Below are 15,004 nucleotides of genomic sequence, written 5' to 3'. Positions count from 1 at the left end.
AATCCTTTAAGTGAGGTCGCGGTGGCGAACCTGGACGTTCTTCAGGGTTTTCTGCAGGGCCTGACCCAGGCGTTCGGTCAGGTAAACGGAGCGGTGATGCCCGCCGGTGCAGCCAATGGCAATGGTGACGTAGGCGCGGTTGCTCGCGGCAAAACGTGGCAGCCATTTGTACAGGTAGCCGTAGATGTCCTGGAACATCTCCTCAACCTCCGGTTGTGCAGCCAGGTACTCGGCGACCGGTGCGTCGAGACCCGATTGTGCACGCAGTTCCGGTTTCCAGTAAGGATTGGGCAGGCAGCGCACATCGAACACCAGATCCGCGTCCACCGGCATGCCGCGCTTGAAGCCGAACGACTCGACCAGAAACGCCGTACCCGGCTCCGGCTGGTTCAGCAGGCGCAGTTTGATGGTGTCACGCAACTGGTACAGATTCAGATTGGTGGTGTTGACCTTGAGGTCGGCCAGGTCGGCGATCGGGCCGAGCAGGGCGGTTTCATCTTCGATCGCTTCGGCCAGCGAGCGGTTGGCAGTGCTCAATGGATGGCGCCGGCGGGTTTCCGAGAAGCGCTTGAGCAGGGTTTCTTCGTCGGCATCCAGATACAGCACATCGCACTGGATGTGCCGGGCACGGACTTCTTCAAGCAGTTCGGGGAAACGCGACAGGTGGCTCGGCAGATTGCGTGCATCGATCGACACGGCCACCAGCGGCTGGGCCAGTTCGGTGTGAATCAGGGCGCGTTCGGCGAGCTCCGGCAGCAGACCGGCCGGCAGGTTGTCGATGCAGTAGTAGCCGTTGTCCTCAAGGACATTCAGGGCGGTACTTTTACCCGAGCCGGAGCGGCCGCTGACGATGATCAAACGCATGATTAATGACCGTTCTGCTCGCTCAGGACGACCTGATACAAGGCTTCGTTGCTCGGTGCGCTGCGCAGTTTTTCGCGCACTTCCTTGCGATCGAGCATGCTGGCGATCTGGCGCAGTAATTCCAGGTGGGCATCGGTGGCCGCTTCCGGGACCAGCAGTACAAACAGCAGGTCGACCGGTGCGCCGTCAATGGCATCGAAATCGATGGGGGCATCAAGGTGCATCAACGCGCTGATAGGCGCTTCGCAGCCTTTGAGGCGACAGTGGGGAATGGCGATGCCGTTGCCGAAACCGGTGGATCCGAGTTTCTCACGGGCTACCAGGCTCTCGAAAACATCCTGCATGGCCAGATCCGGCACTTCTTTATGGATGAGGTTGGCAATCTGTTCGAGGGCTTTCTTTTTACTGCCGCCCGGCACGTTCACCAGGGAACGGCCGGGGGTCAGGATACTTTCAAGTCGGATCATGGGTTGGGAGTGTTAACGACCTGTCGCGCCCTGAAGGAGGCTCTGGGTCTTTTCCTTATGCTTTTTGAGTTGGCGATCCAGCTTGTCGGTCAGTGAGTCGATCGCAGCGTACATGTCGGTATCTTCTGCGTTGGCGACCACTTCGCTGCCGGGTATATGCAAGGTGGCTTCGATTTTCTGCTTGAGCTTTTCGACGCACATCGTGACTTGCACGTTGGTGATCTTGTCGAAATGGCGCTCCAATCGTTCGAGTTTCTCGTTGATGTAGGTGCGCAGAGGTTCGGTCACTTCCAGTTGGTGTCCACTGATGTTGACTTGCATACAGCTTCTCCTTCGTTGCCAGTGCATAAAGCGGCAGGCCGAAGAGCCTGCCACTGGAACGCTGTAACGTGGCTTACATCAACCGCTTGCGTTCGCTCGAAGGCGCGATCCCGAGGGATTCGCGGTACTTGGCGACGGTGCGGCGAGCCACCTGAATGCCTTGTGCCTCCAGTAAACCAGCGATCTTGCTGTCACTCAACGGCTTTTTCTGATTTTCCGCCGCAACCAGTTTTTTGATGATCGCGCGGATCGCCGTCGACGAGCATTCACCGCCTTCGGAGGTGCTGACGTGGCTTGAGAAAAAGTATTTCAGTTCATAAATACCGCGCGGGGTATGCATGAATTTCTGCGTGGTGACCCGGGAAATCGTCGATTCGTGCATGCCGACCGCCTCGGCGATGTCATGCAGGACCAACGGCTTCATGGCTTCATCGCCATACTCCAGGAAGCCGCGCTGATGCTCGACGATCTGGGTGGCCACCTTCATCAGGGTTTCGTTGCGGCTTTGCAGGCTCTTGATGAACCAGCGTGCCTCTTGCAACTGGTTGCGCATGAAGGTGTTGTCGGCGCTGGTGTCGGCGCGACGGACGAAACCGGCGTACTGCGCGTTAACCCGCAGACGGGGCACTGACTCCTGATTCAGCTCGACCAGCCAGCGTTCGTTATCCTTGCGCACAATGACGTCGGGCACCACGTACTCGGCTTCGGTCGATTCGATCTGCGAGCCCGGACGCGGATTGAGGCTTTGCACCAGTTCGATGACCTGACGCAACTCGTCTTCCTTGAGCTTCATACGCCGCATCAACTGGCTGTAGTCGCGACTGCCGAGCAGATCGATGTAATCGCTGACCAGACGTTTGGCTTCGTTGAGCCACGGGGTCTTGGCCGGGAGCTGACGCAGTTGCAGCAGCAGGCATTCGCCGAGGTTGCGCGCGCCGATACCGGCCGGTTCGAACTGCTGAATGCGGTGCAGAACGGCTTCGATCTCGTCCAGCTCGATGTCGAGCTCCGGATCAAAGGCGTCGAGAATTTCTTCGAGGGTTTCGTCCAGGTAGCCCTGATTGTTGATGCAATCGATCAGGGTCACGGCGATCAGGCGGTCGGTGTCGGACATCGGCGCCAGGTTCAATTGCCACAGCAGATGGCTTTGCAGGCTTTCGCCAGCGGACGTGCGGGTGGTGAAGTCCCACTCGTCGTCATCGCTGCTGGGCAGGCTGCTGGCGCTGGTCTGGTAGACGTCTTCCCAGGCGGTATCAACGGGCAGTTCGTTAGGAATGCGCTCGTTCCATTCGCCATCTTCCAGATTGTCCACCGTCGGGGCGGCTTCCTGATAGGACGGTTCCTGAATGTCGGTGTTGGGTTTTTGTTCGGCGTTGTCGGCCAAAGGATCGGTATTGTCGAAGTCGTCGCCTTCTTCCTGGCGTTCGAGCATCGGATTGGATTCCAGGGCCTCCTGGATTTCCTGTTGCAGGTCCAGGGTCGACAATTGGAGCAGGCGGATGGCCTGTTGCAGCTGCGGTGTCATCGTCAGCTGCTGGCCCATTCTCAAGACTAGCGATGGTTTCATGGCAGGGGCTTAACACCTTATTCGCCGGCGCGCATGCGCCATCCACTACAGGGCGCCGGAGCGCCAAACTTAAGCAAATTATATGCCTGAAACTGTCGTGTTTGCCTAGAGCGCTGTAACAATAAAAGCGTATAAAAAACCAGCTTCAACGTTACAGCGCCCAAACGGCTGGCCGAATGCGATCGCGCTTCAGAGGCGGAATTCGTGGCCCAGGTACACTTCCTTCACCAGATCGTTGGCAAGGATGGTCGCAGCATCGCCTTCGGCGATCAGTTGACCGTCGTTGACGATGTAGGCGGTTTCGCAGATATCCAGGGTCTCACGCACGTTGTGGTCGGTGATAAGAACACCGATGCCCTTGGCCTTGAGGTGATGGATGATCTGCTTGATGTCGCCGACCGAAATCGGGTCGACACCGGCGAACGGTTCGTCGAGCAGGATGAATTTCGGTGCGGTCGCCAAGGCGCGGGCAATTTCCACCCGGCGGCGTTCACCGCCGGACAGGCTCATGCCGAGGTTGTCGCGGATGTGGCTGATGTGGAATTCCTGCAGCAGGCTTTCCAGTTCCTTGCGACGACCGGCCTTGTCGAGTTCCGTGCGGGTTTCGAGGATGGCCATGATGTTATCGGCCACCGACAATTTGCGGAAGATCGACGCTTCTTGCGGCAGATAGCCGATACCGGCCTTGGCACGGCCGTGCATCGGCTGATGGCTGACGTCCAGATCATCGATCAGTACGCGACCCTGATCGGCCTGCACCAGACCGACGATCATGTAGAAGCAGGTGGTCTTGCCGGCGCCGTTCGGGCCGAGCAGGCCAACGATCTGGCCGCTGTCGATCGACAGGCTGACGTCGCGCACAACCTGGCGGCTTTTATAGGCCTTGGCCAGGTGTTGAGCTTTCAGAGTTGCCATTACTGGGTTTTCTCGTCGGTTTTCTTCTTCGGCTGGATCACCATGTCGATACGCGGACGTGCTTCGGTGACTTTGCTGCCGGTAGCGCGACCGGCACTGGCCAGTTTCTTCACCGTGTCATAGACGATTTTCTCGCCCTGAGTGGTGTTGTTGTCCTTGTCGACAACCTTGGCCTTGTCGATCAGCACGACGCGGTTTTGCGCGGCGTGGTACTGAATCGTCACGCCCCAGCCCTGAACAGGCTTGGCGTCACCCTGGGTTTGCAGTTGCTCGAAGTAGGCAAGGTTGCCCACCGAGGTCACCACGTCGATATCGCCGGTCGGAGTACGGGTGATGGTCACCGTATTGCCCTTAACGATCATCGAGCCCTGGGTGATGATCACATCACCTTTATAGGTGGCGATGCCGTTCTTGTCGTCCAGCTGGGCGTCGTCGGCCTGAATGCGGATAGGTTGCTGCTGATCGTTCGGCAGAGCCCAGGCGCTCACGCTTCCCAGTGCTGCGCCCAGACTGAGCAAAATAGGGAGGGTTTTAACGAGCCTCATACTGTCCTCTTACGTTCGATTGCAGGTGTATCCTGCTTTCCTTCAAATACGCCTTCATTCCCACGCCAGTCGATACACCGCCAGCGCCGTCGATTCTAACGGGTTGCTCGGTCTGCGCATATTGCTGCTGAGGGAACACCGTCATGCGTGTGCTGGTGATCAGGGTGTCGCGTTTCTTTTCATCGGTGCGCTTGATGCGTACCGAGTCGATCAATTCTACCTGCGTTCCGTCCGGATTCACTTCACCGCGCTCGCTGGTCACGTGCCACGGAAACTCGGTGCCGCGATACATGTTGAGGTCGGGTTTGGTAACCAGAGTCACATCCGTCGCTTTCAGGTGTTCGGCCTTGTCCGACGTCATTTCGTACTGCACTTTGCCGTCCGGCAGATATTGCAGGGTATGCGTATTGGTGGCGTACCAGTCGATGGCAGTGTCTTCGACCTTGGCCACAGGCTTGTCGAGGAAACGTTCCGGACTGATGTTCCAGTAGCCGACCGCCGCAAACATCGCAGCGATGCAGCCGAACAGCAGGAAGTTGCGAAATTTTTTGCTAAACATGATTTGGCTCACAGGTACGCGGCGTTGGCCGCATCGAGGCGGCCCTGGGCGCGCAGGATCAATTCGCAGAATTCACGAGCGGCACCTTCGCCACCGCGGGCCCGAGTGACGCCATGGGCGTGTTCGCGCACGAAGTCGGCAGCATTGGCAACGGCCATGCCCAGGCCTACGCGGCGGATCACCGGCAAGTCAGGCAGGTCGTCACCCAAGTAGGCGACCTGTTCATAGCTTAGGCCCAGTTGCGCCAGCAGGCCGTCCAGAACCACCAATTTGTCTTCGCGACCCTGAAACAGGTGCGGGATACCGAGGTTCTTCGCCCGGCGTTCAACCACCGGGGTCTTGCGGCCACTGATGATGGCAGTCTCGACACCGGCATTCATCAGCATCTTGATACCCTGGCCGTCGAGGGTGTTGAAGGTCTTGAATTCGCTGCCGTCTTCGAGGAAGTACAGGCGCCCGTCGGTGAGGACGCCGTCGACGTCGAACACCGCCAGTTTGATCGCTTTGCCGCGTTGCAGCAGATCGGTGGTCATTACATCACTCCTGCACGCAGCAGATCGGAGAGGTTGAAGGCGCCGATCGGGCGATCTTCTTCGTCCACGACAACCAGTGCGTTGATTCGGTGGTCTTCCATGATTTTCAGGGCTTCGGCGGCGAGCATCTCGGGCCGTGCGGTCTTGCCGTGTGCGGTCATGACCTGGTCGATGGTGGCGCTGCGGATGTCGATGCTGCGGTCCAGCGTGCGGCGCAAATCGCCGTCGGTGAAGATTCCGGCCAGTTTGCCATCGGCTTCAACGATCGCGGTCATGCCCAGACCCTTGCGGGTCATTTCCATGAGCGCGTCCTTGAGCAGGGTGCCGCGCTGCACTTGCGGCAGCTCTTGCCCGGCATGCATGACGTTTTCCACTTTCAGCAGCAGGCGTCGACCCAGAGCGCCGCCCGGGTGTGAAAAGGCAAAATCTTCGGCGGTGAAACCACGCGCTTCCAGCAGCGCCACGGCCAGGGCATCGCCCATGACCAGCGCGGCGGTGGTCGAGGAAGTCGGTGCCAGGTTCAGCGGGCAGGCTTCGTGTTCGACATGAACGTTGAGATTGACTTCGGCAGCTTTGGCCAGCGGCGACTGCGGATTGCCGGTGAGGCTGATCAACTGGATGCCGAGGCGCTTGATCAATGGCAGCAGGGTGACGATTTCGTTGGTCGAGCCGGAGTTGGAGAGGGCGAGGATCACGTCGTCGCGGGTGATCATGCCCATGTCGCCATGGCTGGCTTCGGCCGGGTGGACGAAAAATGCCGGGGTGCCGGTGCTGGCCAGGGTCGCGGCAATCTTGTTGCCGACGTGCCCGGATTTGCCCATGCCGACCACGACCACACGGCCTTTGCTGGCCAGAATCATCTCGCAAGCGCGTACGAAATCGGCGTCGATATGGGGCAACAAGCCTTGTACGGCTTCCACTTCGAGGCGGATGGTGCGTTGTGCCGATTGAATCAGGTCGCTGGATTGGCTCATGTCAGAAATCGTATAGCCCGATGAAAAGGCGGCGATTATAGCGGTTATGTTGAAAAGCCTCACGCAAGTTCGTCGTGCTTTGTCATTCCGCGTCAGCAAAACCCCGAAAAAGTGCCATCAGGCCTGTCATATCGTTGAACGCGGAGGGGCGGGGCCTTGGGCGCTTGGCGTTTGCAGTGATATAGTTCGCCGCCAGTTCGGCCTGCCCGGGAGGTATGTGCTTTCTGCGGAAAGCCAGGCGTCCGAGTGAGAGGCTGCATCGCAAGGAGTTTAGATGAGTGCCGATAACGCCTACGCGGTCGAGCTGAAGGGAGTCTCCTTCAAGCGCGGTGCGCGCAGCATTTTCAATAACGTCGATATTCGCATCCCGCGTGGCAAGGTTACCGGCATCATGGGACCTTCCGGGTGCGGCAAGACCACTTTGTTGCGCTTGATGGGTGCACAGTTGCGTCCTTCCAGCGGCGAAGTCTGGGTCAACGGCCAGAACCTGCCGACGCTGTCGCGCAGTGATCTGTTCGATGCGCGCAAGCACATGGGCGTGCTGTTTCAAAGCGGCGCGCTGTTCACCGATCTCGATGTCTTCGAGAACGTCGCTTTCCCCCTGCGCGTTCATACCCAATTGCCGGATGAAATGATCCGCGACATCGTCCTGCTCAAATTGCAGGCGGTCGGTTTGCGCGGTGCCATCGAGCTGATGCCCGACGAGCTGTCCGGCGGCATGAAGCGTCGGGTCGCCCTGGCCCGGGCGATTGCGCTCGATCCGCAGATTCTCATGTATGACGAGCCTTTCGTCGGCCAGGATCCGATCGCCATGGGCGTGCTGGTACGCCTGATCCGTCTGCTCAACGATGCGCTGGGGATCACCAGTATCGTGGTCTCCCACGATCTGGCCGAAACCGCGAGCATCGCCGACTACATCTATGTAGTGGGTGATGGTCAGGTGCTGGGTCAGGGCACGCCGGACGAATTGATGAACTCGGATGAACCGCGTATTCGCCAGTTCATGACCGGCAACCCCGATGGCCCGGTGCCGTATCATTTTCCAGCGACGGATTACCGCGCAGATCTTCTGGGGAAGCGCTGATGCGCAGAATTTCATTGATAGAACGCGTACGCCGGTTCGGCGAGGCGGCGATCGACGCCGTCGCGGTGTTTGGCCGCGCGACCCTGTTCCTGTTTCACGCCCTGCTCGGTCGTGGCGGTATCAGCGGCGGTTTCGGCCTGCTGGTCAAGCAGTTGCATTCGGTCGGCGTGATGTCGCTGGTGATCATCGTCGTGTCGGGGATTTTCATCGGCATGGTGCTGGCGCTGCAGGGCTTCAGTATTCTGTCGAGCTACGGTTCGGAGCAGGCGGTGGGGCAGATGGTGGCCCTGACGTTGCTGCGTGAACTGGGGCCTGTCGTGACGGCGTTGCTGTTTGCCGGGCGTGCCGGTTCGGCGCTGACCGCAGAAATTGGCAACATGAAGTCCACCGAACAGCTTTCCAGCCTGGAAATGATCGGTGTCGATCCGCTCAAATACATTATTGCCCCGCGTCTGTGGGCCGGTTTCATTTCCCTGCCGGTGCTGGCGATGATTTTCAGCGTGGTGGGAATCTGGGGCGGTTCGTGGGTGGCTGTCGACTGGCTTGGCGTGTATGAAGGCTCCTACTGGGCGAACATGCAGAACAGCGTGAACTTCACCAGCGATGTGCTCAACGGCGTCATCAAAAGTGTCGTTTTCGCCTTCGTCGTGACCTGGATCGCCGTTTTCCAAGGCTACGACTGTGAGCCCACTTCCGAGGGCATCAGTCGCGCCACCACCAAGACCGTGGTATTCGCCTCGCTGGCGGTACTGGGCCTGGACTTTATTCTGACCGCTTTGATGTTTGGAGATTTCTGATGCAAAACCGCACCCTGGAAATCGGTGTCGGCCTGTTCCTGCTGGCAGGGATCCTGGCTTTGTTGCTACTGGCTTTGCGGGTCAGTGGCCTGTCTCCGACCTCGACCACCGACACCTATAAACTGTATGCCTACTTCGACAATATCGCCGGTTTGACGGTCAGAGCCAAAGTGACCATGGCTGGCGTAACCATCGGCAAGGTCACGGCCATCGATCTGGATCGCGACAGCTTCACCGGTCGGGTAACCCTGCAAGTGGATAAAAAGGTCGACAACCTGCCGACCGACTCCACAGCGTCTATCCTGACCGCTGGCCTGTTGGGCGAGAAGTACATCGGTATCAGCGTGGGCGGCGAAGACACCCGTCTGAAGGATGGTGGAACCATCCACGACACCCAGTCGTCTCTGGTACTGGAAGACCTGATCGGTAAATTCCTGCTCAATACCGTTAGCAAAGACGCCAAATGAGGAGCTTTTGAATGATCTCTACCTTGCGACGTGGCCTATTGGTGTTGCTTGCGGCACTGCCGATGCTGGCTAGCGCTGCGCCCGGACAGTCGGCGCACGACCTGATTCAGGACACCACGAACCGGATGCTGGCCGACTTGTCGGCCAATAAAGAGAAGTACAAGAAGGATCCGCAGGATTTCTACACGGCGCTGAACACCATCGTCGGACCTGTGGTGGACGCCGAAGGCATTTCCAAAAGCATCATGACGGTCAAGTATTCGCGCAAGGCCACGCCCGCGCAGATGCAGACCTTCCAGGAGAACTTCAAGCGCGGTCTGTTCCAGTTCTATGGCAATGCCTTGCTCGAATACAACAACCAGGGCATTACCGTTGATCCTGCCAAGGATGAGTCCGGCGATCGCACCAGCGTCGGCATGACCGTCAAGGGCAACAACGGCGCGATCTACCCTGTGCAGTACACGCTGGAGAAGATCAACGGCGAGTGGAAACTGCGCAACGTGATCATCAACGGCATCAACATCGGCAAGCTGTTCCGTGATCAGTTCGCCGACGCGATGCAGCGCAATGGCAACGATCTGGACAAGACCATCAACAATTGGGCTGGCGAAGTGGCCAAGGCCAAGGAAACCACCGAGAAAGCTGCCGAGAAGCCAGCGCAATGAATGAGGCGGCAGTTCGTATGAGTGATGTCGACGAGCTATTGCTCAGCGGAGTGCTGGACTATCGCACAGGTCCCGACCTGCGCAAGGAAGGCCAGGCGCTGATCAAGTCCAGCAAGGCGGCATCGCTGGTCATCGATTGCTCGGCAGTGAAGAAGTCCAGCAGCGTCGGCTTGTCCTTGCTGCTGTGCTTCATGCGCGATGCCCAGGCGGCCGGCAAGGCCGTCAGCATCCGTGCGATGCCGGAAGACATGCGCGAAATCGCTCAGGTCAGTGAACTGACCGAGTTGCTGGCGCACCCCTGAACCCGCATCGATAAACAAGCCCCCCGTCAGAGTCCTGCCAATGCGGGGTTCGCAGGCGCGGGGCTTTTTTGTATGATGTCCGACCCGTGCGCACAGGGCGCCGATTGAGGTTGAGCATGCAGGCCGTAGAAGTGAAGAGCTTCCTTGAAGGAAAGCTGCCAGGAACGCAGGTGGAAGTTGAAGGCGAAGGCTGCAACTTCCAGCTGAACGTGATTAGTGATGAACTGGCGGCGTTGAGCCCGGTCAAGCGTCAGCAAAGCATCTATGCCCATTTGAACCCTTGGATCGCCGATGGCAGCATCCACGCGGTCACTATGAAATTTTTCAGCAGCGCGGCCTGGGCCGAGCGCACCTGAGCCCTAGGGCGTCGAGATTCTTATGGATAAATTGATTATTACCGGTGGCGTTCGTCTTGATGGCGAAATCCGTATCTCCGGGGCGAAGAACTCCGCCCTGCCGATTCTGGCTGCCACCCTGCTGTGCGATGGCCCGGTGACCGTTGGCAACCTGCCGCACCTGCACGACATCACCACCATGATCGAGCTGTTCGGTCGCATGGGCATCGAGCCGGTGATCGACGAGAAGCTCAGCGTCGAAATCGACCCACGCACCATCAAGACCCTGATCGCGCCGTACGAACTGGTGAAAACCATGCGTGCCTCGATCCTGGTACTGGGCCCGATGGTTGCGCGTTTCGGTGAAGCCGAAGTCGCCCTGCCTGGCGGTTGCGCCATCGGTTCGCGTCCGGTCGACCTGCACATTCGTGGCCTCGAAGCCATGGGCGCGGTGATCGACGTCGAAGGCGGCTACATCAAGGCCAAGGCGCCTGAAGGCGGTCTGCGCGGTGCGCACTTCTTCTTCGATACCGTCAGCGTGACCGGTACCGAAAACATCATGATGGCAGCCGCCCTGGCCAAGGGTCGCAGCGTGCTGCAGAACGCTGCGCGCGAGCCTGAAGTGGTTGACCTGGCGAACTTCCTCAACGCCATGGGCGCCAAGGTATCCGGCGCCGGTACCGACACCATCACCATCGATGGCGTCGAGCGTCTGGGTTCGTGCTTCTACAAAGTCATGCCCGACCGTATCGAAACCGGCACCTACCTGGTGGCCGCTGCGGTCACCGGTGGCCGCGTGAAGGTCAAGGACACTGATCCGACCATTCTTGAAGCGGTCCTGGAAAAGCTCCGTGAGTCCGGTGCGGAAATCACCTGCGGTGAAGACTGGATCGAGCTGAACATGCACGGCAAGCGCCCGAAAGCGGTCAACGTGCGTACCGCGCCGTACCCGGCGTTCCCGACCGACATGCAGGCGCAGTTCATCTCGCTCAACGCCATTGCCGAAGGCACCGGTGCAGTGATCGAGACGATCTTCGAAAACCGTTTCATGCACGTGTACGAACTGCACCGCATGGGCGCCAGGATCCAGGTCGAAGGCAACACCGCGATCGTCACCGGTACTGAAGTCCTGAAGGGCGCGCCAGTGATGGCCACCGACCTGCGTGCTTCGGCCAGCCTGGTGATCTCGGCACTGGTGGCCGAAGGCGACACCCTGATCGACCGCATCTACCACATAGACCGTGGTTACGAGTGCATCGAAGAAAAACTGCAGATGCTGGGCGCCAAGATCCGTCGCGTTCCGGGCTGATTGCTGCATGCGGACACAGGGACGTGTCCACTGAATTTGTTTCGAGTCGAGCCGGTATCCGGCTCGATGTGTGTCCGGCGCCGATTGCGACCGGACATGAGTACCTTGATAAGGACTGACGTTTCCCATGTTGACCATCGCACTGTCCAAGGGCCGCATCCTTGACGACACTCTGCCGCTTCTCGCTGAAGCCGGCATCGTGCCGACCGAGAATCCGGACAAGAGCCGCAAGCTGATCATCCCCACCACTCAGGATGACGTACGTCTGTTGATCGTGCGTGCCACCGACGTGCCGACCTATGTCGAGCATGGCGCGGCCGACCTCGGCGTCGCCGGTAAAGACGTGTTGATGGAATACACCGGCCAGGGCCTGTACGAGCCGCTGGATCTGCAGATTGCCCAGTGCAAGCTGATGACCGCCGGCAAGATCGGTGCGCCGGAACCCAAGGGCCGTCTGCGCGTGGCGACCAAATTCGTCAACGTTGCCAAGCGTTACTACGCCGAACAGGGTCGTCAGGTCGACATCATCAAGCTCTACGGCTCGATGGAGCTGGCGCCGCTGATCGGTCTGGCCGACAAGATCATCGACGTGGTCGACACCGGCAACACCCTGCGCGCCAACGGCCTGGAACCTCAGGAACTGATCGCCACGATCAGCTCGCGCCTGGTGGTCAACAAGGCTTCGATGAAGATGCAACACGCCCGAATCCAGGCGTTGATCGATACCCTGCGCAACGCAGTGGAATCGCGACACCGCGGCTGATTCACCTGCGCGACCTTGAGTCGCGCCCGTCTATCCGCCTCATAGCCAGAATCTCAGGTGCCCAAGCGGAAACGACTGCTAAGTTAGGGCGCCTGAGTTTTTGCCATTCCTATGAGGCTCTCGCTATGACCGCACCGACTGCAATTCGCCGACTCAACGCTGCTGACCCGGATTTCGCGCATCATCTGGATCATCTGCTGAGCTGGGAAAGTGTGTCTGACGACTCGGTCAATCAGCGCGTGCTGGACATCATCAAGGCGGTGCGCGAGCGCGGTGACGCGGCGCTGGTCGAGTTCACCCAGAAGTTCGACGGCCTCGAAGTCGCCTCGATGGCTGACCTGATCCTGCCGCGCGAGCGTCTGGAACTGGCCCTGACCCGCATCACCGTGGCACAGCGCGAAGCGCTGGAAAAAGCCGCGGCGCGGGTGCGCAGCTATCACGAAAAACAGAAACAGGACTCCTGGAGCTACACCGAGGCCGACGGCACCGTACTCGGGCAGAAGGTCACGCCGCTGGATCGCGCCGGCCTGTACGTACCGGGCGGCAAGGCGTCGTACCCGTCTTCGGTGTTGATGAACGCGATTCCGGCCAAGGTCGCCGGCGTGACCGAAGTGGTCATGGTCGTGCCGACCCCGCGCGGTGAGCTCAATGAACTGGTGCTGGCGGCGGCGTGCATTGCCGGCGTTGACCGGGTGTTCACCATCGGCGGTGCGCAAGCGGTTGCCGCGCTGGCTTACGGCACTGAAAGCGTGCCGCAGGTGGACAAGGTCGTCGGCCCGGGCAACATCTATGTGGCCACCGCCAAGCGTCACGTGTTCGGTCAGGTCGGCATCGACATGATCGCCGGCCCGTCGGAAATCCTTGTGGTGTGCGACGGCCAGACCGATCCGGACTGGATCGCCATGGATCTGTTCTCCCAGGCCGAGCACGACGAAGACGCGCAGGCAATTCTAGTCAGCCCGGACGCCGAATTCCTCGACAAGGTCGCTGCGAGCATCGACAAACTGCTGCCGACCATGGACCGTGCAACCATTATCGAAACCTCGATCAATGGTCGCGGTGCACTGATTCATGTGCGCGACATGGCGCAAGCCATCGAAGTCGCCAACCGTATCGCCCCGGAACACTTGGAGCTGTCGGTCGCTGATCCGCAAGCCTGGCTGCCGCAGATCCGTCACGCCGGTGCGATCTTCATGGGCCGTCACACCTCCGAGGCGCTGGGCGACTACTGCGCTGGTCCGAACCACGTGTTGCCGACCTCTGGCACCGCGCGGTTCTCCTCGCCGCTGGGTGTGTACGACTTCCAGAAACGTTCGTCGATCATCTTCTGCTCCGAGGCCGGTGCTTCCGAGCTGGGCAAGACCGCTTCGGTGCTGGCCCGTGGCGAATCCCTGAGTGCGCACGCACGCAGCGCCGAATACCGCATCAAAGCTGAGCAGAAGGGGAACTGATCATGAGTAAATTCTGGAGCCCGTTCGTCAAGGATCTGGTGCCGTATGTGCCGGGCGAACAGCCAAAGCTGACCAAACTGGTCAAGCTCAACACCAACGAAAACCCCTACGGCCCGTCGCCAAAAGCCCTGGCGGCGATGCAGACCGAACTCAACGACAACCTGCGTCTGTACCCGGACCCGAATAGCGATCTGCTGAAAAACGCCGTCGCTAACTACTACGGCGTGCAGAGCAATCAAGTGTTCCTCGGCAACGGTTCGGACGAAGTGCTGGCGCACATCTTTCACGGTCTGCTGCAACACGAGCAGCCGCTGCTGTTCCCGGACATCAGCTACAGCTTCTATCCGGTGTATTGCGGTCTGTACGGCATCCAGTTCGATGCCGTGCCGCTGGACGCGCAGTTCCAGATCAACCCGGCGGACTACGCCAAACCGAACGGCGGGATCATTTTCCCCAATCCGAACGCACCGACCGGTTGCCTGCTGGCACTGGAAGCGGTCGAGCAGATCCTCAAGGCCAGCCCGGATTCGGTGGTTGTGGTGGACGAGGCTTATATCGACTTCGGCGGCGAAACTGCGATCAGTCTGGTGGATCGTTATCCGAATCTGCTGGTGACCCAGACGCTGTCCAAGTCGCGCTCGCTGGCCGGGCTGCGCGTTGGTCTGGCGGTGGGTCATCCGGATCTGATCGAAGCGCTGGAGCGGATCAAGAACAGCTTCAACTCCTATCCGCTGGATCGCCTGGCCATTGTCGGTGCGGCGGCAGCGTTCGAGGATCGCGAGTATTTCGACAAGACCTGCCGTCTGGTGATCGAGAGCCGTGAGTGGGTCATCGCGCAATTGCAGGCCAAGGGCTTTGAGGTGCTGCCGTCGGCGGCGAACTTCATCTTCGCCCGTCACCCGCAACACGATGCAGCAGGGCTGGCAGCCAAACTGCGCGAGCAGGGTGTGATCGTGCGTCACTTCAAGCAGGAGCGGATTGCCCAGTTCCTGCGGATTTCGATCGGTACGCCGGAGCAGAATCAGGCGCTGATCGACGGTCTCGGCAACCTCTAAAAGCCAAAGCCCCTCACCCTAGCCCTCTCCA

19 protein-coding genes are annotated in these 15,004 nt (G+C 59.6%); 10 read left to right on the top strand and 9 right to left on the bottom strand.

Going from position 1 to position 15,004, the window contains the following annotated elements; all coding sequences use genetic code 11:
- Positions 1-6 precede the first annotated feature (6 nt).
- The 9 genes from rapZ to V3W27_RS23155 all read right to left on the bottom strand — a co-directional run bounded on the left by rapZ (position 7) and on the right by V3W27_RS23155 (position 6,745).
- On the bottom strand, positions 7-864 hold the full coding sequence (rapZ, locus tag V3W27_RS23195) for an RNase adapter RapZ (protein ID WP_027610844.1): 858 nt from the start codon (positions 862-864) through the stop codon (positions 7-9).
- Positions 865-866: 2 nt separating this feature from the next.
- On the bottom strand, positions 867-1,331 hold the full coding sequence (ptsN, locus tag V3W27_RS23190) for a PTS IIA-like nitrogen regulatory protein PtsN (protein ID WP_027610845.1): 465 nt from the start codon (positions 1,329-1,331) through the stop codon (positions 867-869).
- Positions 1,332-1,343: 12 nt separating this feature from the next.
- Positions 1,344-1,652: a ribosome hibernation-promoting factor, HPF/YfiA family gene (gene hpf / locus V3W27_RS23185; protein ID WP_025109458.1), complete on the bottom strand. Its 309-nt coding sequence runs from the start codon at positions 1,650-1,652 to the stop codon at positions 1,344-1,346.
- Positions 1,653-1,725: 73 nt separating this feature from the next.
- Positions 1,726-3,219 (bottom strand): RNA polymerase factor sigma-54, encoded by a 1,494-nt coding sequence (locus V3W27_RS23180; protein WP_027610846.1) that lies wholly within the window; start codon positions 3,217-3,219, stop codon positions 1,726-1,728.
- A 189-nt stretch (positions 3,220-3,408) separates the two neighbouring features.
- The gene (gene lptB, locus V3W27_RS23175) at positions 3,409-4,134 is read right to left on the bottom strand and encodes an LPS export ABC transporter ATP-binding protein (protein ID WP_007967211.1); all 726 of its coding nucleotides are present in this window, start codon (positions 4,132-4,134) and stop codon (positions 3,409-3,411) included.
- Positions 4,134-4,679, bottom strand: a complete 546-nt coding sequence (lptA, locus tag V3W27_RS23170; protein ID WP_096795357.1) for a lipopolysaccharide transport periplasmic protein LptA — start codon at positions 4,677-4,679, stop codon at positions 4,134-4,136. Before lptA ends, lptB begins: the two co-directional genes overlap by 1 nt.
- On the bottom strand, positions 4,666-5,238 hold the full coding sequence (gene lptC / locus V3W27_RS23165; RefSeq protein ID WP_027610848.1) for an LPS export ABC transporter periplasmic protein LptC: 573 nt from the start codon (positions 5,236-5,238) through the stop codon (positions 4,666-4,668). The genes lptA and lptC overlap by 14 nt, the downstream gene beginning before the upstream one ends.
- 8 nt (positions 5,239-5,246) lie before the next feature.
- Entirely contained in the window at positions 5,247-5,771 is a 525-nt protein-coding gene (locus tag V3W27_RS23160; RefSeq protein WP_007967216.1) for a KdsC family phosphatase, read from the bottom strand.
- Positions 5,771-6,745, bottom strand: a complete 975-nt coding sequence (locus V3W27_RS23155; RefSeq protein ID WP_027610849.1) for a KpsF/GutQ family sugar-phosphate isomerase — start codon at positions 6,743-6,745, stop codon at positions 5,771-5,773. The genes V3W27_RS23160 and V3W27_RS23155 overlap by 1 nt, the downstream gene beginning before the upstream one ends.
- A gap of 274 nt (positions 6,746-7,019) precedes the next feature.
- Between V3W27_RS23155 and V3W27_RS23150 the strand changes: the two genes are divergently transcribed.
- The 10 genes from V3W27_RS23150 to hisC all read left to right on the top strand — a co-directional run bounded on the left by V3W27_RS23150 (position 7,020) and on the right by hisC (position 14,973).
- Positions 7,020-7,829 (top strand): ATP-binding cassette domain-containing protein, encoded by an 810-nt coding sequence (locus V3W27_RS23150; protein ID WP_003221703.1) that lies wholly within the window; start codon positions 7,020-7,022, stop codon positions 7,827-7,829.
- Positions 7,829-8,626, top strand: coding sequence for a lipid asymmetry maintenance ABC transporter permease subunit MlaE (gene mlaE, locus V3W27_RS23145; RefSeq protein WP_027610851.1), 798 nt, complete (start codon positions 7,829-7,831; stop codon positions 8,624-8,626). The genes V3W27_RS23150 and mlaE overlap by 1 nt, the downstream gene beginning before the upstream one ends.
- Positions 8,626-9,093, top strand: a complete 468-nt coding sequence (mlaD, locus tag V3W27_RS23140) for an outer membrane lipid asymmetry maintenance protein MlaD (RefSeq protein ID WP_007967220.1) — start codon at positions 8,626-8,628, stop codon at positions 9,091-9,093. Before mlaE ends, mlaD begins: the two co-directional genes overlap by 1 nt.
- Positions 9,094-9,104: 11 nt before the next feature.
- Positions 9,105-9,758 (top strand): MlaC/ttg2D family ABC transporter substrate-binding protein, encoded by a 654-nt coding sequence (locus tag V3W27_RS23135; protein WP_027610852.1) that lies wholly within the window; start codon positions 9,105-9,107, stop codon positions 9,756-9,758.
- Complete coding sequence (locus tag V3W27_RS23130; RefSeq protein WP_027610853.1) at positions 9,755-10,060, top strand: STAS domain-containing protein; 306 nt, start codon at positions 9,755-9,757, stop codon at positions 10,058-10,060. Before V3W27_RS23135 ends, V3W27_RS23130 begins: the two co-directional genes overlap by 4 nt.
- 116 nt (positions 10,061-10,176) lie before the next feature.
- Positions 10,177-10,416 carry a BolA family protein gene (locus V3W27_RS23125; RefSeq protein ID WP_007953556.1) on the top strand — a complete coding sequence of 80 codons (240 nt, stop codon included), beginning with the start codon at positions 10,177-10,179 and terminating at the stop codon, positions 10,414-10,416.
- A 22-nt stretch (positions 10,417-10,438) separates the two neighbouring features.
- The gene (murA, locus tag V3W27_RS23120; RefSeq protein ID WP_027610854.1) at positions 10,439-11,704 is read left to right on the top strand and encodes a UDP-N-acetylglucosamine 1-carboxyvinyltransferase; all 1,266 of its coding nucleotides are present in this window, start codon (positions 10,439-10,441) and stop codon (positions 11,702-11,704) included.
- Between the two features lie 127 nt (positions 11,705-11,831).
- Positions 11,832-12,467 (top strand): ATP phosphoribosyltransferase, encoded by a 636-nt coding sequence (gene hisG / locus V3W27_RS23115; protein WP_007912384.1) that lies wholly within the window; start codon positions 11,832-11,834, stop codon positions 12,465-12,467.
- A gap of 125 nt (positions 12,468-12,592) precedes the next feature.
- Positions 12,593-13,918, top strand: coding sequence for a histidinol dehydrogenase (hisD, locus tag V3W27_RS23110; RefSeq protein WP_027610855.1), 1,326 nt, complete (start codon positions 12,593-12,595; stop codon positions 13,916-13,918).
- A 2-nt stretch (positions 13,919-13,920) separates the two neighbouring features.
- Positions 13,921-14,973 (top strand): histidinol-phosphate transaminase, encoded by a 1,053-nt coding sequence (gene hisC, locus V3W27_RS23105; protein WP_027610856.1) that lies wholly within the window; start codon positions 13,921-13,923, stop codon positions 14,971-14,973.
- Positions 14,974-15,004: the final 31 nt, after the last annotated feature.

Origin of the sequence: Pseudomonas sp. AM14(2022), assembly GCF_036346455.1 — a bacterium.
Taxonomy (GTDB): domain Bacteria; phylum Pseudomonadota; class Gammaproteobacteria; order Pseudomonadales; family Pseudomonadaceae; genus Aquipseudomonas; species Aquipseudomonas putida_A.
This window is presented reverse-complemented; position numbering and strand designations above follow the sequence as displayed.

What these genes read in the sequence shown, in the direction of transcription:
- rapZ (WP_027610844.1), bottom strand. Translation starts at nt 864, where the DNA reads ATGCGTTTGATCATCGTCAGCGGCCGCTCCGGCTCGGGTAAAAGTACC.
- ptsN (WP_027610845.1), bottom strand. Translation starts at nt 1,331, where the DNA reads ATGATCCGACTTGAAAGTATCCTGACCCCCGGCCGTTCCCTGGTGAAC.
- hpf (WP_025109458.1), bottom strand. Translation starts at nt 1,652, where the DNA reads ATGCAAGTCAACATCAGTGGACACCAACTGGAAGTGACCGAACCTCTG.
- V3W27_RS23180 (WP_027610846.1), bottom strand. Translation starts at nt 3,219, where the DNA reads ATGAAACCATCGCTAGTCTTGAGAATGGGCCAGCAGCTGACGATGACA.
- lptB (WP_007967211.1), bottom strand. Translation starts at nt 4,134, where the DNA reads ATGGCAACTCTGAAAGCTCAACACCTGGCCAAGGCCTATAAAAGCCGC.
- lptA (WP_096795357.1), bottom strand. Translation starts at nt 4,679, where the DNA reads ATGAGGCTCGTTAAAACCCTCCCTATTTTGCTCAGTCTGGGCGCAGCA.
- lptC (WP_027610848.1), bottom strand. Translation starts at nt 5,238, where the DNA reads ATGTTTAGCAAAAAATTTCGCAACTTCCTGCTGTTCGGCTGCATCGCT.
- V3W27_RS23160 (WP_007967216.1), bottom strand. Translation starts at nt 5,771, where the DNA reads ATGACCACCGATCTGCTGCAACGCGGCAAAGCGATCAAACTGGCGGTG.
- V3W27_RS23155 (WP_027610849.1), bottom strand. Translation starts at nt 6,745, where the DNA reads ATGAGCCAATCCAGCGACCTGATTCAATCGGCACAACGCACCATCCGC.
- V3W27_RS23150 (WP_003221703.1), top strand. Translation starts at nt 7,020, where the DNA reads ATGAGTGCCGATAACGCCTACGCGGTCGAGCTGAAGGGAGTCTCCTTC.
- mlaE (WP_027610851.1), top strand. Translation starts at nt 7,829, where the DNA reads ATGCGCAGAATTTCATTGATAGAACGCGTACGCCGGTTCGGCGAGGCG.
- mlaD (WP_007967220.1), top strand. Translation starts at nt 8,626, where the DNA reads ATGCAAAACCGCACCCTGGAAATCGGTGTCGGCCTGTTCCTGCTGGCA.
- V3W27_RS23135 (WP_027610852.1), top strand. Translation starts at nt 9,105, where the DNA reads ATGATCTCTACCTTGCGACGTGGCCTATTGGTGTTGCTTGCGGCACTG.
- V3W27_RS23130 (WP_027610853.1), top strand. Translation starts at nt 9,755, where the DNA reads ATGAATGAGGCGGCAGTTCGTATGAGTGATGTCGACGAGCTATTGCTC.
- V3W27_RS23125 (WP_007953556.1), top strand. Translation starts at nt 10,177, where the DNA reads ATGCAGGCCGTAGAAGTGAAGAGCTTCCTTGAAGGAAAGCTGCCAGGA.
- murA (WP_027610854.1), top strand. Translation starts at nt 10,439, where the DNA reads ATGGATAAATTGATTATTACCGGTGGCGTTCGTCTTGATGGCGAAATC.
- hisG (WP_007912384.1), top strand. Translation starts at nt 11,832, where the DNA reads ATGTTGACCATCGCACTGTCCAAGGGCCGCATCCTTGACGACACTCTG.
- hisD (WP_027610855.1), top strand. Translation starts at nt 12,593, where the DNA reads ATGACCGCACCGACTGCAATTCGCCGACTCAACGCTGCTGACCCGGAT.
- hisC (WP_027610856.1), top strand. Translation starts at nt 13,921, where the DNA reads ATGAGTAAATTCTGGAGCCCGTTCGTCAAGGATCTGGTGCCGTATGTG.